Annotated in this window: 17 protein-coding genes; 2 read left to right on the forward strand and 15 right to left on the reverse strand. The window is 49.2% G+C overall.

Features of this window, described 5'->3' with window-relative positions; translation table 11 throughout:
• Nucleotides 1-9 precede the first annotated feature (9 nt).
• From MHB78_RS20895 to MHB78_RS20945, 11 genes are all read right to left on the reverse strand, one after another.
• Nucleotides 10-1,566 (reverse strand): MATE family efflux transporter, encoded by a 1,557-nt coding sequence (locus MHB78_RS20895; RefSeq protein WP_231947398.1) that lies wholly within the window; start codon nucleotides 1,564-1,566, stop codon nucleotides 10-12.
• Nucleotides 1,563-2,582, reverse strand: coding sequence for a glycosyltransferase (locus tag MHB78_RS20900; RefSeq protein WP_046131047.1), 1,020 nt, complete (start codon nucleotides 2,580-2,582; stop codon nucleotides 1,563-1,565). Before MHB78_RS20900 ends, MHB78_RS20895 begins: the two co-directional genes overlap by 4 nt.
• Nucleotides 2,579-3,658 (reverse strand): polysaccharide pyruvyl transferase family protein, encoded by a 1,080-nt coding sequence (locus MHB78_RS20905; RefSeq protein ID WP_046131048.1) that lies wholly within the window; start codon nucleotides 3,656-3,658, stop codon nucleotides 2,579-2,581. The genes MHB78_RS20900 and MHB78_RS20905 overlap by 4 nt, the downstream gene beginning before the upstream one ends.
• 11 nt (nucleotides 3,659-3,669) lie before the next feature.
• Nucleotides 3,670-4,701 (reverse strand): glycosyltransferase, encoded by a 1,032-nt coding sequence (locus MHB78_RS20910; RefSeq protein ID WP_046131049.1) that lies wholly within the window; start codon nucleotides 4,699-4,701, stop codon nucleotides 3,670-3,672.
• A 69-nt stretch (nucleotides 4,702-4,770) separates the two neighbouring features.
• Nucleotides 4,771-5,874: an EpsG family protein gene (locus MHB78_RS20915; RefSeq protein WP_046131050.1), complete on the reverse strand. Its 1,104-nt coding sequence runs from the start codon at nucleotides 5,872-5,874 to the stop codon at nucleotides 4,771-4,773.
• A gap of 2 nt (nucleotides 5,875-5,876) precedes the next feature.
• Entirely contained in the window at nucleotides 5,877-7,037 is a 1,161-nt protein-coding gene (locus MHB78_RS20920; protein ID WP_046131051.1) for a glycosyltransferase family 1 protein, read from the reverse strand.
• Nucleotides 7,030-7,872 carry a glycosyltransferase gene (locus MHB78_RS20925; RefSeq protein WP_046131052.1) on the reverse strand — a complete coding sequence of 281 codons (843 nt, stop codon included), beginning with the start codon at nucleotides 7,870-7,872 and terminating at the stop codon, nucleotides 7,030-7,032. Before MHB78_RS20925 ends, MHB78_RS20920 begins: the two co-directional genes overlap by 8 nt.
• Nucleotides 7,869-9,017, reverse strand: coding sequence for a glycosyltransferase family 4 protein (locus MHB78_RS20930; RefSeq protein ID WP_046131053.1), 1,149 nt, complete (start codon nucleotides 9,015-9,017; stop codon nucleotides 7,869-7,871). The genes MHB78_RS20925 and MHB78_RS20930 overlap by 4 nt, the downstream gene beginning before the upstream one ends.
• Before the next feature lie 11 nt (nucleotides 9,018-9,028).
• Nucleotides 9,029-10,846, reverse strand: coding sequence for a nucleoside-diphosphate sugar epimerase/dehydratase (locus MHB78_RS20935; RefSeq protein ID WP_046131054.1), 1,818 nt, complete (start codon nucleotides 10,844-10,846; stop codon nucleotides 9,029-9,031).
• A gap of 256 nt (nucleotides 10,847-11,102) precedes the next feature.
• The gene (locus tag MHB78_RS20940; RefSeq protein WP_173427496.1) at nucleotides 11,103-11,786 is read right to left on the reverse strand and encodes a CpsD/CapB family tyrosine-protein kinase; all 684 of its coding nucleotides are present in this window, start codon (nucleotides 11,784-11,786) and stop codon (nucleotides 11,103-11,105) included.
• A complete protein-coding gene (locus MHB78_RS20945) occupies nucleotides 11,776-12,528 on the reverse strand; it encodes a Wzz/FepE/Etk N-terminal domain-containing protein (protein WP_046131056.1) in 753 nt (250 codons plus the stop codon). Before MHB78_RS20945 ends, MHB78_RS20940 begins: the two co-directional genes overlap by 11 nt.
• A 236-nt stretch (nucleotides 12,529-12,764) precedes the next feature.
• On the opposite strand from MHB78_RS20945, the gene MHB78_RS20950 reads away from it, so the two are divergent.
• Together MHB78_RS20950 and MHB78_RS20955 are read left to right on the forward strand one after the other, a co-directional pair.
• Nucleotides 12,765-13,223: a helix-turn-helix domain-containing protein gene (locus MHB78_RS20950; protein WP_046131057.1), complete on the forward strand. Its 459-nt coding sequence runs from the start codon at nucleotides 12,765-12,767 to the stop codon at nucleotides 13,221-13,223.
• Between the two features lie 394 nt (nucleotides 13,224-13,617).
• Nucleotides 13,618-14,142 carry an NAD(P)H-dependent oxidoreductase gene (locus MHB78_RS20955; RefSeq protein WP_046131058.1) on the forward strand — a complete coding sequence of 175 codons (525 nt, stop codon included), beginning with the start codon at nucleotides 13,618-13,620 and terminating at the stop codon, nucleotides 14,140-14,142.
• A 39-nt stretch (nucleotides 14,143-14,181) separates the two neighbouring features.
• On the opposite strand, the gene MHB78_RS20960 is transcribed toward MHB78_RS20955, so the two are convergent.
• From MHB78_RS20960 to MHB78_RS20975, 4 genes are all read right to left on the reverse strand, one after another.
• Nucleotides 14,182-15,465 (reverse strand): MFS transporter, encoded by a 1,284-nt coding sequence (locus tag MHB78_RS20960; RefSeq protein ID WP_046131059.1) that lies wholly within the window; start codon nucleotides 15,463-15,465, stop codon nucleotides 14,182-14,184.
• 69 nt (nucleotides 15,466-15,534) lie between these two features.
• Nucleotides 15,535-16,485, reverse strand: coding sequence for a phosphoglycerate dehydrogenase (locus MHB78_RS20965; protein WP_046131060.1), 951 nt, complete (start codon nucleotides 16,483-16,485; stop codon nucleotides 15,535-15,537).
• Nucleotides 16,486-16,512: 27 nt separating this feature from the next.
• Nucleotides 16,513-17,511 carry a 4-hydroxythreonine-4-phosphate dehydrogenase PdxA gene (pdxA, locus tag MHB78_RS20970; protein WP_046131061.1) on the reverse strand — a complete coding sequence of 333 codons (999 nt, stop codon included), beginning with the start codon at nucleotides 17,509-17,511 and terminating at the stop codon, nucleotides 16,513-16,515.
• Nucleotides 17,512-17,514: 3 nt separating this feature from the next.
• Nucleotides 17,515-18,795: a four-carbon acid sugar kinase family protein gene (locus tag MHB78_RS20975; RefSeq protein WP_046131062.1), complete on the reverse strand. Its 1,281-nt coding sequence runs from the start codon at nucleotides 18,793-18,795 to the stop codon at nucleotides 17,515-17,517.

Genomic DNA, 18,795 nt, shown 5'->3' on the forward strand with positions numbered 1-18,795 from the left:
CCCTTTCTCCTATTTGAAAAATCCCTTCTGAAAAGGGAGCAACGCAGAAGTCCGAAACTTTTGCAGCCAGCTTAGAACTGAAAGCCGTTCTTCTTTTGTACATAACACAAAATATGCAAACAATACGTACGCACCAGACGCTGCCAGCGCCGTCATGATAAGGGACGGCAGGCCGTCGACCGCAAAAAAGAACTGGATTGCGAAGCAGACGCCCAATGCGAATGAAGCGCCGGCAAGCGGGGCATACACGCCTTTATAAAAGACCCGTTTTCGTTCACCCGTGATCTTTGAGGCGTACATCGGGGTGAAGACGACGTTTTTCAGCATTAACGCAACAGCCCCGGAAAGCGCGATTCCGTAAAGGCCGAGTCCCGCCGGACCGCTCAGCACGACGGCAAGGATCAAGTTGACGGCGCCGAAGGCGACCGTCGTCAAGGCCGGCGTTCTCAGTTTGTTGTAAGCTGTAAAAATGTAAAAAAGCGGCGCAGGGCTCAAAGATACGACCAAATAGCCGGCATGTATCAATAAAAGCCATTTCAAATGCTCGAAAGAAGGTCCGAGCCAAATCGTCAAAAACGGGCCGGCCAGCCCGCCGAGCATTGCCGCAGGCAGCGCAAGGATCAATCCGTTGAACCTGACGGCCCGATTGGCATAGCGGACAAGCCCTTCTTTGTCACCTTTTGAATAATAGAGCGTAATCGTCGGGGAAAATACGGCCGCAAGCGTTGACGACAGCGTCCTCAATAAAAGCGGGAACTGAATGATCGCCGCGTACATTCCGGATTCGCTGACCCCAAGCATAAGGTTGGCCACCATTAAATCGATTTGCAGAAACAGCAGCACGCCGACCTGGCTGACCGAGCTCCATCCCCCGGACTGCAGCAGCTTCCTGCATTTTTTGAGCGACATATCCTTGATCCGAAACGAATACCAGGGAATCAGTTTTTTAAAGAAAACGAAAGACAGCATGCACGCTGACACGGTAGCGATGAAAGCGGCAAGCTGAATGTGCCAAATCTTCGGCGCGAACAATGAAAAAATGCAGACGACCGACAGCACGCGAATCAGCATTTGCACCGCCTGGATCGTGCTCGTGATATAGATTTTATTGGCGAAAAATGGACCTGCCGCAAATCCTGACATAAAAAACGTCAGCAGAAAGAGCAGGCCGCCGATGAACAGCGCGATTTGCACATCGCTCAAGAGACCCGCAGGGACGCGGATGATCCGGTCGACAAAATAGATCGTTCCCCCAAGCGGCAAGAGCAAAACGAGCGAAAGGGCAAAAGACGAAATCATATACGTATTCATATAGCCTCTTGCCTCATCGAGCGCCCCCCTGTGGGCCGAGACGGAAAAAAATCTGACGACGACCGCGCTCAAGGCGACTGTAATTATCGAAAAATAATTGATCATGTTTTGCGTTAAATGAACGAAGCCGAACGCTTCAACTCCGAGCGTTTTGATGACAAACGGAGTCAGCCACATCGAAAACAGCACGGATAGCAAAAAGGACGCCACATTGGCGCCCAGATTCAGTAAAAATGTCTTATTCAAAAGGCTCATCCCTTACTGGGCAGATTTCGTTTAAAAAACAATTCGAGCAGGATCGGAACATGCAATTTGCATAACAGTAAAACAATCCGCTGTCCGAGCAAAAGCTTTTTATTGCGCAATGACGTTTTTTCCACCGATGACTGTACCATCCGGTAGGATAAAATATCCTTAATATGCCGCCTCACTTGTTTTGAAGGCTTCGGTTCGGCGCATGCATTGGCCAGAAGCATCGGGATCTGGTGTTTGCACATGTACGTCTGCAGATCCTCGGAACATTCCTCAAACATCTGGAATGTCTCGTAAAATCTCTTTTTTGCACGATATTGCCTGATCAGGCTGTCATCCATGTACGGCTTAAAAGGAAGCTCTGTCAGGCTCTCCGGATTACACCTGTACATGTAATAGCCTTCATCGATCGCTTTTACGCGCTTTGCGGCGTAAAAAGCGTACAGGTTAAACGGCGAATCTTCCGCAAAGCGAATATCTTCATAAAAATAAAGCTCGTTATGCTTCAGCAGGTCGCGCCTGTACAAATTCCGCCATACATACCAGATGAACCGGGTTTCGTGCGCCCTTCTCAGCTCATGCTTAATATCCCAGCCCAGCAGCAGGCGTCCGGCCGGCAAAGACGGAGGAACATACTCGTTTCCTTTATCAGAATGCTTATGATAGCCGCACATGACGATATCAAGATCGTCCTCCTTCGCAGCGGCGTACATATTTTCAAACATCGCCGGCGACACAAAGTCGTCTCCGTCGACAAAGCCGACATACTCCCCTGTTGCTGCATGGAGCCCGGCATTTCTGGCGGAGCTCAGCCCGCCGTTCTTTTTATGGATCACTTTGACTCTTGCATCCTGATCGCAATACCGTCTTGCGATGTCTCCCGATCTGTCGGGTGACCCGTCATCAACGAGAATGATTTCGATATTTCTCAACGTCTGCCTGAGCAAAGAATTGACGCACTCTTCAATATAAGCTTCGACATTGTACATCGGAACGATGATGCTGACGAACGGCTTCATAGGGCATCACCTAATATCTTCCGCTTCAGATCGGTGAAATAATGATCCCTCGTCGGAGCGTTTTCGTGTGATGCATCGCTTTTGATCAATTCCTTGATCGCACCGAGCACCTCTGCCGTTCCGGGCTTTTCGACAAGCTTCATCGATGGGATGTCTTTCAGCCAGTTGAATCCTTCAAGCACCTTATGGTCGAAGGAACGGATCACGACGCACGGGGTTCCGGTAATCGCGCAAAAGATCATGCCGTGCAGCCTGTCCGTCACCACAACTTCAGCGCCTCTCAATTGATCCCAGAGCTTGTTCAGCTCCATCTCGCGCGAGACGCTGCTCACTCTCTTGCCGATCGTCGTCGTAAACGTTCTGACCCCTCCGTATTCGTCAGTAACTGCTTTCAACAGCGCTTTTCGCTCTTCTTTTTTTAGAAAGCTTTCTTTATCATCCCTCAAGCACACCAAAATGCCGTCTCTTTCCTCCTGCTTCTCTTTCTTTAAATACAGCACCATGTCCGGCTGCTTTAAAATCGTTTTGCCCGCAAAATGCCGTTTCATAAATTGATAGGTTGTCTCGTCGCGCGCCATCAGCAACAGGCGGGGATGGGCATTGTAGATTTTTTTTGCCCTTTTTAATTCCTTTTGTCCGTAAGGCGTCTTCGAAAAATGGGCAGTGGCCGGAAGCTGCACGATTTTATACTGCTTAAAGGTCTTGATGATAAAGCGTCTCGTCCATTCTTCATTTCTGTATAAATCGCCCATATTGCCGCCGCCGATGATAAACACCATATCCTCGGGGTGGCGGACGCGCCGCAGCGCTTTTGCGTGTTTGTAAATATCATTGATGCCGATCTCGATAACTTCAAAATCGGGAAACTCATTTTCTATAAATGTTCTGCTTGCCAGGGCAATCGCGTGATCCCCCAAATTATCGTGGGAAGGAATTAGCGTCAAAATGATCTTTTTCTTCCCGTTATATTGGTCAAATCTTTTTAAACCAGGTGTTCCCATCACGAATTCTGATGGATATTTCACCTTCAGCAGAAGCCATTCCGCAAGATTGACTTTCCATTCCTGAAAGGTCATGTCCTCACCGCCTATTTCTTCATTCTGTACTCGATCGTTTTCTGATACAGCGCTGCGAATCCGTACACGGCCGGCACGAGACGCCAGCGTACGAGCAACAGCAGCAGCTTCTTCTTCGAATTAAAAGCCGTCAGGTCGACAGCGGGAATTTTCCTTCTAAACTCAGGAGAGGCGCAAATCCGCCTGATATTTTTGTATTTTTCCGCCGAAGGGTTTTTATTCAGGCTTTTGCACTCATTCAAAATGCTGCCCAACGCGTGGTTGACGAGAAAGACGTGAAGCGCGTCTTCCAAAGCTTGAAGCCCGCCGTGCTTTGCCAGGCATTCAAGATTTGCCTCGTATAGGGCAAGGCCGTCTTCGTAAAGCCCCGGCTGATACTTTTGGACAATCGATGTCAGGTGAACCCTGTAGTGGTACAAAGGCTTTGTCACAAACGCCGCTGTATTTGCAAAAAACAGGCACCTGAAACTGAAGTATTGATCTTCGATATTCTCCAATTCATCCCTGAGCGGAAAGGCGAGCCGGTGCTCTTCGATCAGGCTGCGCCTGTAAAGCTTGTTCCAGGAAAAACCGCTCACCTTGCCCTTGAGCAGATCAGTGATGTATGCGTCTTTCGGCTTTCCGGCGTAGCGTTTCCCAATCTCGGGAAAGATCGTTTTCCCCGTATCCTGAATGTCTACGGCATAATCGCAGATGACGAGATCGGCTTCCTCGGCCTTCGCTTTTTCATACATGGCCCTGCAATAGTCGGGTTCAATCCAGTCATCCGAATCGATGAAAGCCAGATACTCTCCTTCTGCGGCTTCTATTCCTTTATTCCGCACGGCCCCGAGACCTTGATTTTCCTGCTGGATCGTTTTGATCCGGCCGTCCTTCCTGGCAAAATGATCAATGATTTTCTGGCTTCCATCCGTCGAACCGTCATTGACGATGATGATTTCGATATTTTTTAAGGTCTGGCTGATCAGCGATTGTAAACAATTCGGCAAAAAAGCTTCTGTATTGTATACTGCGACCAGTAAGCTAACGGCTGGGTTTTCCAATATGATTGACTCCTTTGTCGACATTTTTCACAAGACCGGAATGATCCGCCGCCTTGTCTGTTTCATAGATTAACGTTCAAAAATCGTTCTGTACGGCAGCACCGAAGAATCGAACGGCATGAGCATAAAGCTGTATAAGAAATAACAGATCAAAAACAAAACGTATAAAAGCGCATTCGATTTCGGTTCAAAAATCCGGACAAAGTAAGGAACGAGAATCAGCTGATAAAGTCCAAAATAGATGTTAAACCTTGCAAAGATGACATCCTTTGTCGCCAAAACACCGAATAAAAAACCGATCAGGCAAAAGTTGACGATATAGTCGATCTCGGGCCAGCGCTTCCTCAGCTGCTCTCTGAAGCAAAACGCAAGCACGAGCGGAAGGAGAAGGACGATGATTTTAATCGAGTTCATCCCGTTTGAATTTTTCATAAGCCACTCTTCATAATGTCCGTATGAACTGTTTTCAAGCACGACGATAAAGACGGAAAGAAACTTTTGATACATGAAAGTCCCGGCTAAAAATAGAAGAGTGAGCAGACCCATGACAGGCGACCACGCTTTTCTTCTGACAATGAAATAGACGGGAATCATGATAAGTGCAGATGAATGAAACAGCGAGCAAATCAGCACGGTCATCGTATAGCGCACCCAGTTTCCGCCGATCACGTATTTGACAGCCCAAAACAAGGCAGCCGCCACCATGTACTGGCGAATCCCGTTGAATGACGCATAGTAATAGAACATACCTAAAAATAAAAACATGCTTAATTCAAACGGCCGTCCGTATACATAAAGCGTCTTGACGATAAAAAAATAGGTGATGACGCTGACGGTGACAAACATGATCTGCGGATCTCTTGTGATATGATTCAACAGCCACAAGAGCGCAGTGAATCCCGGATCTGTCGAGGCTTTGGCCCCGCCGAATCCGAAGATCGCCCAAATGCTGTCGTATTTGCCGGCCAATTCGTAAAGCAGCATATAGGTTTGGAAGTCTGTTCCGACCTTGTACCTCAATCCGGCGACGATGATCAGGGAAGCGAGCGGCACGGCAGCTAGAATCGCATTCGGACGGTAGCCCGTCGGCAGAGAATGATCTTCTTTGCCGTACATTTTCGCAAACCATGACCATACGAAAACGATCCCCATATTCAGCATGTAAACGGCCATGTTTATTGTCCTTCTGCTAAGGAGATCGAATAGAGATCCATTAACCTTGTCAGATTCGCTTTCGCATCATATCCCCTCGCCGCCAGGGCGCTTTCGATTTCGGGCCAAGCCGGCTGTTCCGCCTGCTGTGCCCGGCCGATCTCCTCTGCCCATCGGTCAAACCCCGCTCCAAGGCTGACCCTTTTCAATAAGCCGAGACCCAGGTCGGTTTCCTTCGTGATGGTGTCCGAGACGACGCAAGGAAGACCTGAAGCCTGCGCCTCCACAAGAACGAGCGGCAGCCCTTCAAACAAGGACGGCATCACGAATACGTCAAACGTCCGCATCAAGGAAGGAACGTCTTCAACAACGCCGAGAAACAAGACCTCGTCTTCCAACCCGAGCCTTGCCGCTTGTTCTTCGATTTGTTTGCGAAGCGGTCCGTCGCCTGCGAACACCGCCTGAAAGGGAGTGCCCGTTTTTTTGAGGCGGCCGGCGAGCTCAAGCAGAAACGGGTGGTTTTTTTGTTCGAAAAAGCGGCCGACATGACCGATCACAAACGCGTTTTCGCTGATGCCGAACCTTTTTCTCATACCGGCTTTTGAGCGGCTGTTCGCCTCTTGAAAACGGTCAAGGTCAATCCCGTTTTGCAAAAGGTGAACCGCGTTTTTGCTCATCTTCTTTCCGCCGAACAAAAAACGGCCGGCATCTTGGCCGCAGGCGCAAAGCGCCGTGGAGCACGCGAACATGAGCCGGCGGAACAACCGGAGCTGAACCGCATCCATAAAACGGGGATTCGGCTTCCAGGCCGTATTATGCGAATGGCAGATGCGGACCGGAACGCCCGCAAGCTTTGCCGCCAAAGCGGCGAAGCCCGTCTGAAAGTCGGTGTGAGCGTGAACTGCTGAAAACGGCCCTTTTTCGATCAAAACGTCCCTGATCCTTTTGATATAAGAAAGAAGACCGGCCGTGCCGATGCTCGGCACATAAAACACGCGCCCGCCGAGCGATATGATTTCCGGGTCGTAGTCGCACGTTTCCTCCCGGTGTGAAATGAAATCGAATTGGATCTGGCTCCTGTCGGCATGGCGGTACATGTTCATAATCATCGTCTCCGCGCCGCCGCGGTTCATTCCGCTTACGATGTGGAGCACCCGTTTTGGTCTCGCGCTTCTGTCATTCATGTTTTACGACCCCTCCGCCTTCATTCATCAGTCTTTTTTTATGATATTTGTTCATGATAAAGGGAGGCATGAGCCCCCTGATGATCGGTTTCATGATGTAGGCATAGTCGGAAAGCGGCAGCTTCAGCCGTCTGCATGCGTCATAGACGATAAACGCATTATCGATGGAATAACTGAGCTTTCTCCTTTTAAACGCCGATTCGTCTTCCCTTACTTTGTACAATGCCTCCTGAAGATTGTAGCCTCTGTATCCCGCTTCAAAAAACCGGAGCCATAAATCGATGTCTTCCATTCTTCTCGTCCGCCTGCCGACGCGGTAGCCTTTCAGCGCCTGATAAGCTTCAGCACGCATCATGATCGTCGCATGGCAAAACGGCGTCCCTTTTGCCATGATTCGCGGAGTCGGCGCAGGAGGCAGCATTCTGACGCCTCTCACGCCTTCTTCATCAAAAGCGATCATCCCGCTTCCGACGACATGGTAATGGGGCTGCTTTTCCAAAAACGCGACCTGTTTTTCAAAGCGGCGCGGCAAAGAGATATCATCGCCGTCCTGGCGCGCGATATATGTCCCGCCGGCATATTGGAGGCAATGATTCAGGGAAGCGGCAAGGCGCTTATTTTTCTCATTCCTGACCAGCCTGATTTTATCGCTGTAATGGTCGGCATACCGCCTGGCGATGTCATAGGTCCGATCTGTCGAAGCGTCGTCGCAGATGATCATCTCCCAATTTTTATAGGTTTGGCTCAAAATCGACTCGATGCTTTCGGCTAGCGTGTCTTCGCAATTGTACACTCCCATAATGACCGATACTTTCGGCTTTTGCCGGTTTGTCATCCTTTCAGCCTCCTTTCAGCTGCATCGTTTTTCATAAAGGAAAAATATATGTCCGCCATCTCTTTGACCGTGCGCTGCTGCGAATAAGCGGCAGCCGTTTTTCTTCCCTCTTCACCCATCCGTTTTCGCAATTCGGGAGAATGGTAAAGCTGGAAAAGACGGTCGCTGAAGGTTCGGGCGTCTCCCTGCGAAATGAGAAAGCCGTTTGCTCCGTCTTTGATGACTTCGCGATGGCCGCGGTTGTCGGTGGCAACGGCGGGTTTTCCGGCTGCCATTCCTTCAAGGAGATTCATGCCGAGGCCTTCCCTTATGCTTGAGGCGACAGATACGTCGGCAAGCTTGATCCATTCGTGAATGTCCTTTTGAAACCCCGCAAACGTAACATGGTCAGCAGCTCCTTTTTGCTCGGCCAGGCGGCGGTACTCGGCTTCCATCAGCCCCTTCCCGGCAAAGACGAACCTGACGTTTGGCATCCTTTCTTTTAAGTAAGCCGCTGTTTCGATTAAAAGCGCCTGATTTTTGTTCATGTTCAGCTCAGCCGGATAAATGAGAACGAAATCGTCTTCATTCAGACGGTATTTTGCTCTAAGCCGTCTTTTTTCTTCCTCATCAACAGGGTGAAACCGCCCGGTGTCAACGCCGATGCCGTGGATCTTTTCCGTCCGCATCCTGCTGCTTAGGCCCTTTGCAAGCTCATAATCTTCTTGATTAATCGTGATCAGGCAATCCGTCAAAAAGGAGAGCCCTTTTTCGATCGGATAGTACAGCAGCCAATTTTTCAAGGGTGCTCCCTGGCAAAAGTGGAAACCGTGGGCGGTATACATCACTGCCGTTCCCCGTTTTCTCTGCTTTCTGGCGGCCAGTCTGGCTAATACGCCGCCCATCGGAGTATGGCAATGGATGATATTGTACTCATGTTCATCGATGATGCGCGAAAGCTCTCGGTATGCCGCCAGGTTGCCTGTACGAAAGGGAGAACGCTCGATCCCGATATCGAATTGCCGATCGGCAAAAGGCAGCTTCATGCTTCCTTTCGCCGCTGCGTGAACCGTCCAGCCCTGCTCTTTGAACCACTTAAAATACGGAAGGTGAAATGCTTTAAAGTGATAATCCACCGTCGCGCAAAACAAAACCGTTCTCGTCATGATTCTTCCTCCTAATGCGCTGTCACCAGCTTTTTCTCACGCTGTCCGATAGCGCTGAACAAACGCTCTCTCAGCTCGCGGTCCGACAGATACATAAACTCTTCCATAAAGGTTTTGAGCACTGTCCATTCGACATCGACCGCCTTGCCGATATGAATTTTCGGAAAAACCTGTTCAGCCAGCACTTCATTTTTGTTGAGCAGTTCTTCGTACATTTTTTCGCCCGGCCGTATGCCCGTAAATTCGATTTTGATCTGATCTGTCGTGTAACCTGACAGCTGAATGAGATTTTTCGCAAGATCGACGATTTTTACAGGCTCTCCCATATCGAGCACGAAAATCTGCCTTCCCTTTGCAAGGGCTCCCGCTTGAATGACCAGTCTTGAAGCTTCCGGAATCGTCATAAAATACCGGGTCATATCCTGGTGTGTCACGGTTACGGGGCCGCCTTTGGCGATTTGCTTTTTGAAAATCGGAATGACGCTTCCCCTGCTGCCGAGCACATTTCCGAAGCGGACAGCGACGAACTTTGTTTTGCTCGTTTTGCCAAGATTCATAATCAGCATTTCGGCAAAACGCTTCGTCGCGCCCATGATGTTGGCCGGATTGACCGCTTTGTCCGACGAAATGAGGACAAACGTTTCGACGCCTGATTCATCAGCGGCTTCGGCGACGTTTTTCGTGCCGAGAATGTTGTTCTTGACCGCTTCTTTCGGACACTTTTCCATGAGCGGAACATGCTTGTGCGCAGCTGCGTGATAAACGACATTCGGTTTATAGCGCTCCATCAGCAAGAACATTTTCTCCCTGTCCTGGATGTCGGCGATTTCGGGATAGTAGCTGACACTGCTTCCGAATTTCTCTTGCAGCTCAAGCAATATGGAATGAATGCTGTTTTCTCCATGGCCGACCAAAATGATTGATTTGGGCTTGAATTTGCTGATCTGCCGGCAGATTTCCGAGCCGATTGAGCCTCCTGCACCTGTGACAAGAACGACGCGGTCTTTTACGGTATTGGAGATTTCGCTCGTATCAAGCTGAACGGGCTCCCTGCCGAGAAGATCCTCTGCCTTGACGTCGCGAAGCTGGCCGACGGGATGCCTGCCGAGCAAAATCTCGTCGATTTTCGGCATGATCTGCGTTTTGACGCCCGTTTGTGCGCACGCTTTGTACATCTCCTGCATTTGAGTGACGGTCAGGGACGGAATGGCGATGATGATCATGTCGATATTCATTTGCCTGACCGCCTGAACGATCTGTCCTTTCCCTCCCAATACGGGAAGTCCCATAATTTCGAGGCGGTGCTTCGTTTTGTCGTCATCGATAAAAGCGACAGGCTCGATATTCAATTCGTGCTTCTGCAAAAGCTGCTTTGCAATTAGGTTGCCTGCTGAACCTGCGCCGATGATGAGGGCTCTGGCAGATCCCTTGCTTCCTTTGTTCACGCGCTCCCTGATGATCCGCCACATCATCCGCGATCCTCCGATCAGCAGCAGCTGGAACAGCCAGCTTAAACATAGCAGGCGGATCGGAACATTTTGAAAGAACAGCAGTTCAATAAATATTGTCATTAGATGGGACAATGTAATCGATTTTAATAACACGCACAATTCCCCAATGCTCGCATATTCCCACACTTTTTTATAAAGATGAAAGAAATGGGCAAATAAGTGCTGGGAGCCGAGCAGAAACAGCGAGGTCATCAGCAGCATTTCCGAAGGGTATAATTCATATGATGGCAAAATCAGCTGGTACCCGATGAAAATAGACAGCATAACCAAGTACGAATCGAGTGCGGTGATAATGGAAAGCCTTCTCCGATATGTCAATTTCCTACCTCCTCAAGTATCTTTCTAGCTGATGAAATTTTTTCAGGCAAAATACCATCAGCTAAAAAGATACAAACATTGATGAATCCGAAAATGATGAGAGTAAAATGGGCATTTAACCCGTCCTCACGCCCCGCCATCGACGACTTGCATCTAAGGCAGCCGAAAACGCCTGCCCACAGTAGAGCCGAGTGCCTCCATTGATATAGGTAAGGAAGACATCACCTTTTTTCGGCCTGATGCGGCCTTTGAATTGCTAATAGTTGTATTGACGCGCTTTTTTGACTTTCCTTCCGTTTAAGACCGCCCCAAGCAGCTCGCTTTTTGAGGAATTGAGCGCATCCCTTGCCTTAATGGCGTTATCAAGCTTTGTTTTTCCGCTTAAAATGATCAGGATGCTCCCGTCCACCTGATTCGCTAAAATCTGCGCATCGGCAACTGGCAAGAGCGGTGGAGAGTCCAGAAGCACAAGGTCGTACTGCTTGTACGCTTCCGCAAGCAAATCCTCCATAGCCTGTGATGACAACAGTTCGGCCGGATTCGGCGGAATCGGCCCGCTTGTCAGCACATGGAGGCTCTCTGCCTGGCTTTGCTGAACGACGTTTTCCAGGTGCGTTTTTTTCATCAGCACATTTGTGACGCCTGAATGATTATCAAGCTGAAAGATCTTGTGTATAGACGGTTTTCTCAAATCCGCGTCGATAAGAAGAACCTTTTTTTCCTGCTGTGAAAAAACGACCGCCAGGTTTGCAGCGGTGAACGATTTCCCTTCTCCCGGAAGACCGGATGTAATCAGCAGTGATCTGAACGGCTTTTCAAAAGAGGAAAATTCGATGTTCGTCCTGATCGTCCGGTACTGTTCGACAATCGGCGTATTTGGCTGATGCAAAGCGACAAGCGCTGACTCGTATTTTCGCGAGCGTTTTTTTCTAATAGCCAAGCGGCTCACTCCTTCCGGTTTTTACGCGAATATTCATATTAGAGTCTTTTCGGAAACTGCTTTTCTTGCCTTTCATCTGTTCGATGCTTCCGAGATAAACGAATCCCGCCTCCTTCTCGACTTGCGACGGACGCGCCACCGTATCATCGAGAAAATCGAGAAAAAACGCCAAGGCGATTCCAGCCATCAATGCAGCTCCAAAAGACAGCAAAATATTCATTTTGTAATTCGGTCTGACCGGTGTCGGCGATTTGACAATGTCAGCCTTTGAAAGAACTGTTACACGATCGGTATTCATAATCTGTTTAATTTCTTTTTTGAGAACAGCCGTTAACGTGTTCGCGATTTCGGCCGCCCTTTTTTGGCTTTTATCTTGAACCGAGATGTTGATAATTTCTGATTCGCTTTCGCTGCTCGTCGTAATTTTCTCCTTCAATCCGCCGACAGATTCCGGTAAATCAAGCTCTTGTTTTACCTGCTCCAAAATAACCGGATTCTTTAACAGCGCTTGAAACGTCCGCGTATATTGAAGGTTGATTTGAATATCGCTGAATGTGGCACTCCCCTTTTTCTCACCGACCTGATGGACCAAAATCTGCGTCGAAGCCTGATAGACAGGTGTCAGCACAAAGAACTGAATGAATCCGCTGATCATCGTTACACCTATTGTCAAAGCCAGGATTAGAACAGTTCGTTTTCGTAATATCGCAATCAATTCTCTAAAATCTATGTTTTCCTTCATGCTTGACTGCCTCCTCAGGAATGCCGTTTGTTAATGATTGGATTATAAAAGAAAAAATTTGAATTGAAAAATGCTGAATTTAGCTATATAGTTCTCTTTAGAGAACAAATTCGTTCGTTTTCTTCTATTTTCTGTTGATATCTTAAATTTTTGAATTTTATAAAGAACAATTTATTTCTTATAATGAACAAGAAAGCGTTTAAATCGAATGGTGAAGGGGAAGGGGAGGATTTAGTATGATCGGGAAGGTCATCCGCATGTACCGAAAAAGAAAAGGCTACTCCATCAACCAGCTTGCAGACATAGCCGGCGTTTCAAAATCGTATTTAAGCAAGATTGAACGCGGAGTTCACAGAAACCCTTCTGTCGAATTTCTCAAAAAAATCTCCCAGGCGCTGAAAGTGGAGCTGAAAGAGCTGTTTGATACAGAAGTGATCCTTTACCGTCGGGCCGAACATGATGAGGAATGGAGAACCCATTTGGTAGAGGCTGTTCAGGCGGGGATGAACCAGGAAGAACTGTTTCAATTTACACACCGCCTCAGGCAGCAAAAGAAAGAACGGACCTTTTACCGAAGCAGACAGATTACACAAGCCAACATCGACGACTGGAGAGCGCTCATGACAGAGGCGAAGGAACTGGGGTTAACGATTCAGGAAGTGAAAGCATTCTTGATGAGGACACGAAACAGTTAGGACAGCACTCATCCATATTACCTGCATAAAACGGAGATCATTGACTTTGATCATTCTGAATCTTCAAATGATCGCAAAAACAATCCAATACAAAATTGCCAAACATTCGGAATAGTCGTGTTACTAAATCGAGCGAATGACATGCGTCTTTAGCTCCGTTTTCACCTATTTGTTTTATTTACCGAACCTTTGATTTCATGACAGGTCTTTAAAGACTTTTATATATAATGAAGAAACTCGGTTTTTGATCCCCGGACACCAGGCAGCCGGCTGAAACAAAGTGACTTTTGTCATCGGTAGATTTGATTAGAAAGAGGCGGCTGTGCATATTTGTTGAATCGCTCATCCCACATCGATTAAAATGAATAAAATGGAAAAGAAGGTGATGAATATTATGAAAGTGTTGGTGCTGGCGGTTCACCCGAATATGGAACAATCCGCGGTGAACAAGGCATTTGTCGAAGAATTGAAAGGCGAGCCGAATATCACGGTACATGAGCTGTATAAAGAGTATCCGGATGAGGTCATTGACGTGGAAAAAGAGCAGCGCCTTTTGGAGGAGCACGACCGGATTGTGTTTCAATTCCCGCTGTATTGGTACAGCTCGCCGTCGCTTTTGAAGAAATGGCTGGATCACGTCCTTCTCTACGGATGGGCCTACGGATCAACCGGCAAGGCGCTCCAAGGGAAAGAATTCATGGTTGCGGTTTCTGCCGGGGCCGGTGAAGAGGCCTATCAGGCCGGCGGTTCAAACCACTATTCGATCAGCGAACTGTTAAGGCCTTTTCAGGCTACAAGCAACTTCATAGGCACTACATACCTTCCGCCGTACGTCTTCTATCAAGCGGGCACGGCCGGAAAAAGCGAGCTTGCTGAAGGTGCGAAACAATACAGGGAGCATGTGCTGAAATCATTTTAAATGAGAGAACGCCCGGCCGCTCATGAGCCGGGCTGTTCCTTATACTTGAATCTGTTTCACTTTTCCCAATAGGAATAGATAATTTAAAATGGCAACGATGATCAAGGCAGCCGAAAAAAGGAGCGCCGGCACGAAAGAACCCGTTGCGCCGACGATGAAGCCGGTGATGATTGGTCCGACGACTCCGCCCATATTAGAGACTGTATTTTGAATACCGGCAACCATCGATGTCATATTTTTCGGCGCCACATCCCCCGGAAGCGCCCAGACTTGGGACGCGGCAACGGTCGTTCCCGATTTCGCTACACAAAGAAGGATGACGGCCAAGATAGCCGAATCTGCAAAAGCGGCAAAACCGATGCACGAAGCCATGGCAAGCCCGATAATTAAAAACAGCTTCCGGACAGCTGTCAGCGACAGTTTTCCCTTTGCATATATCCGGTCGGACATCCACCCGGCTCCGACTTCGACGACCATTGCAGTCAAAAGCGGGAGAGACGCCATGATCCCCATTTCGATTAAATCCATGCCCCTTTCTTTGACAAGGTAAGTCGGCAGCCATGTGATAAAGAAGTAAGAATTATAATTGATCATAAAAAATCCGATGCACATCGCCCATATGTTGCGATATTTAAATAGCTGATACCACTTCAGCGGCTGGCCGCCGCCCGTTTCTTCCGTGTGAGCCTGCCCTTCCCTAATATGGGCAAGTTCAGCCTCATTGACGCGCTTATGATCGGCGGGATTCTCCTTAAAGAAAATCATCCAGACAATTCCCCACACGATGCCGACAAGTCCGATCAAAAGAAATGTCAGCTTGCAGTCAAAGACCGCAATCATCCAGGCGATCAAAGGCATTGCAACAGCTCCGCCAAACTTTGACCCGCTGTCAAAAATTCCGGCTACTGTCGCCCTTTCTTTCTTCGGAAACCATTTGGCGGCGATCCCCGCATTGCTCGGATATGCAGCAGCCTCCCCGACTCCTAGTGCGACCCGCAGCCCGAGCAGGGATTTGAAGCCTGTCGCAAGCCCCGTCAGCGCCGTAGCAACAGACCACCAGACGACCGCAAAACCGAGCGTTTTTTTCTGGCCGTACTTGTCGGCCGCCCAGCCTGAAGGCAGCTGCAGCAGAGCGTACGACCAGAAGAAACCGGACATGATGATTCCCATTTGGCCGGCTGTCAAGTTGAACTCCTCTGTAATATAGGGAGCAGCAGCCGAGAGCACTGTCCGGTCAATATAATTGATGGCAATGGCAGCCCACATCATAAACGCGACAACCCAGCGTACATTCGACTTTTTTTGAACCGGGTGATTCAACATGTTATCCACCTCATCCCTTTTGTAGAAAACGCTTTCAAATCTTGATGCAGGGCATGAATGAAAACACATTCACAGCCCGTTGACGACAAACTCCGGTTTTTGTTTGTCGATCAGTACACTGGCAATGTTTTTGACGCATATCATGCCAAGGTTCTGTACGGCATCGCGGGTGTACCCCGCGATATGCGGCATGGCGATAAAACGGTCCAGCTCAAAGAGAGGGTGCTGCTTTAGCGGTTCGGTTTGATATACGTCAAGCGCAGCCCCTGCGATGCTCCCGTTCGCCAAGGCGTCATATAACGCACGCTCAGACACGATGCCTCCCCTTGAAGCATTGATCAGATAAGCCGTTTCTTTCATGGCGGCTAATTCTTGTTCGCCGATCATGTTTTCCGTTTCGGCTGTCAGCGGCATATGAAGCGTGATAAAATCGCTTTCTTTCAAGAGCTGATCAAGCTCTGTAAATTGGATGTGATGATCGGCTGCGAATGCACGATCGGGAAATACATCATAGGCTAAAACACTCATATTGAAGCCTCGCGCCCGTTTGGCGACTTCTTTTCCGATCATGCCAAGTCCGACGATGCCGAGCGTTTTGCCGTAAACGTCAGATCCAAAAATCCTCGGCCAATTTCCTAGCTTTGTCTCCCTGTCGGCCGCGGGAATCTGCCTTGCAGCCGATAGCATGAGGCCGAATACAAAATCTGCGACTGCATGTTTGTTGGCGTTAGGGGCATTCGTCACCCAGACGCTGCGCTCTTTCGCAGCGTGCAGATCGATATTGTCAACGCCGACGCCATGTTTGCAGACGATTTTTAAAGAAGGGAGACGATCCAGGACATACGGCGTAACCTTGTTAAACGCCACGATCGCGGCATCCGCTCCTCCTGCCGCTTCAATGAACTGCTCCTCGGTTATATCTGCAGGAAGGCGTTCGAGCGACATGCCCCTTTTTTCCAAAAACAAGACGGGATCATCAGAGTATTTCGCAAATGACGGTGATGTACATACGACTTTCATGAGATGCACCAACCTTCTTTCATTTTTCTACGATTTGGGCGCAAGCTCAGCGGCTGACCGCAAAGCAGCGAGCATGCTTCTTTCATCGGCTTTGTTCTGCCCCGCAATGTCAAATGCGGTTCCGTGGTCGACAGAGGTGCGAATGATCCCGCCGTTTAATCCGACCGTAATGTTGACGCCCTCTTCCAGCCCGAGGACTTTGACCGGAATATGCCCCTGATCATGGTAGCAGGCTACGACAAGGTCAACATCTCCCCGAACAGCCTTGTAAAACAGCGTGTCTGCGGGGTATGGGCCGCCGGCATCGATTCCCTCGGCTGCCGCCTGCTCAATCCCCGGAAGCAATTGCCGTTCTTCTTCGCCGCTTCCGAACAGCCCGTTTTCCCCTGCATGAGGGTTGATTCCGCAAACCGCAATTTTCGGCCGTTGGAATCCGGCTCTTGTCAATGTATCATGTGCGAGACGGATGACTTTATAGGTCCGCTCCGGCGTAATCGACTGAATCGCCTTAATCAGCCCTTGATGCGTTGTCAGATGAATCACCTTCAGTTTTGGCGAAGCTAGCATCATGCTGTAGTCGGTTGTATTTGTTAAATGAGCGAGAATTTCCGTATGCCCCGGGTATCGGTGTCCGCCTTTATGCAGCGCCTCCTTATTTAACGGTGCTGTGCAAATCGCTTGAATACAGCTTTCTTGAGCGAGTTCAACCGCTTTTTTCACGAAATGAAAAGCGGCGTTTCCGGCTTCAGCCGATACCTTTCCAACTGGCAGGTTTTCAGGCAGCAGATCGATATCGAGACAATCGATCTTTCCATGTACAAAACCGCACTCGTCCGGATGCATCACCTTGTTAATGACAACCTCTGATCCGATTTGGACGGCGGCTTTTTTCAGCATTTTCATATCGCCGATGACGAGCGGCTTGCACATGTCATACACTTTGCGGGATTTGAGAGCTTTTGCGATAATTTCCGGACCGACGCCTGCCGCGTCGCCCATTGTAATGCCGATAACCGGTTTCTCCATTGTTTATCCTCCTTGTAGCTTGATTGCCGCATTTGCCATCACCGACCGGGAGCCAAAATTTCCGGCCTTTGTCACAATGTACAAATCTTCTCCGGCTGCTCCCAGCGGAACGCCTGGCTCTACTTCGTCCAGCAATCGTATCTCATGGACGCGAAGCTGACGCAGCACTTGGTATGCCGTGTCACCTCCGGTTAAAAACAGCCGATTCACATGAAAAGCTTGAATCAGCTCGCCCGCCAATTCGCCAAGTGCGCCGGACACCGCATTGCTCGTTTGAACCGGGGTGAATCCGCGGCTTTCACCGATCTTCTGTGTCTCTGCTGCATTATCCGAGGTGCAGAGGACGATGTGTTTCGAACGGCGCCGGACGTCCGCCGCCCTTTCCTTCAGCCGTTCGAACTCGTTTCTTTTCTCAGCTTCGCCGCACAGCACGCGTTCTGATCTCAGTTCTACTTTTTCAGCCAAACGTGCGGCGAATAGCTCCTGAAGCTGTTTCCTCCCCGTCGGGCTCATGCTTCCGACGACAAACATAACCGGTAAACCGGAAGAGGGAACGGTTTGCCCGAGCTTCCTTTCTTTCAGATTGAACGCTTTGGGCAGACAGCTCATCAAGCCCGCCGAGCCGGCCAAAATGATAGAATACGGCAAACTCCGCAGGATAAACGCCAGATCCTGCAGATCGGATTCATGAACTGAATCAGCCGTGACATACGAAATCCCCTTCGCCCGAAAGCGTTCCAGCTTGTTTCGGACATGCCCGTCTCCGCGGCGGATGTCTTCATATGATAGATGCCCGCTCTTTTTTCGAGTCTGCTTTTCTATTAACCTTTGAATATTCGATTCTGCTACAGGCGTTTTCGGATCGTTCGCCGCTTCGGTTTCTTCCAGCTTTGCGCCGTTCACATAATGGACGCCGCCGATGACCTGGCGTCCGTTTTGGGGGTATCCGGGAGCCACCAGCACGAAATCCGGCTGAAACACTTCAGACATCGCTTGAAGTTCGGCTCCGATATTTCCCCTCATCGTGCTGTCGATTTTTTTGTAGACGATATCAAACGATTGCCGGGAGATGTGTTCACTGATGTTTTTCACAGCCGCCTTCGCCTCTGCGGCTGACAGCGATCTGCTGTCCGTATTGAAAATAACGGCACCGTCCGTTTCCCGTCTGGTGAATTCGGCGTCATGTTTGACGGAAACATCCATCCCGTAATGAACCAGCTGGCCGCCGCAGTCGTTCGCCCCTGTCAAATCATCCGCGATGATTGCAATTTTCAATGTCTTCAT

The sequence above is a fragment of the Bacillus sp. FSL K6-0138 genome (genome assembly GCF_037982765.1).
In the GTDB taxonomy this organism is placed as follows: Bacteria; Bacillota; Bacilli; order Bacillales; family Bacillaceae; genus Bacillus; species Bacillus glycinifermentans.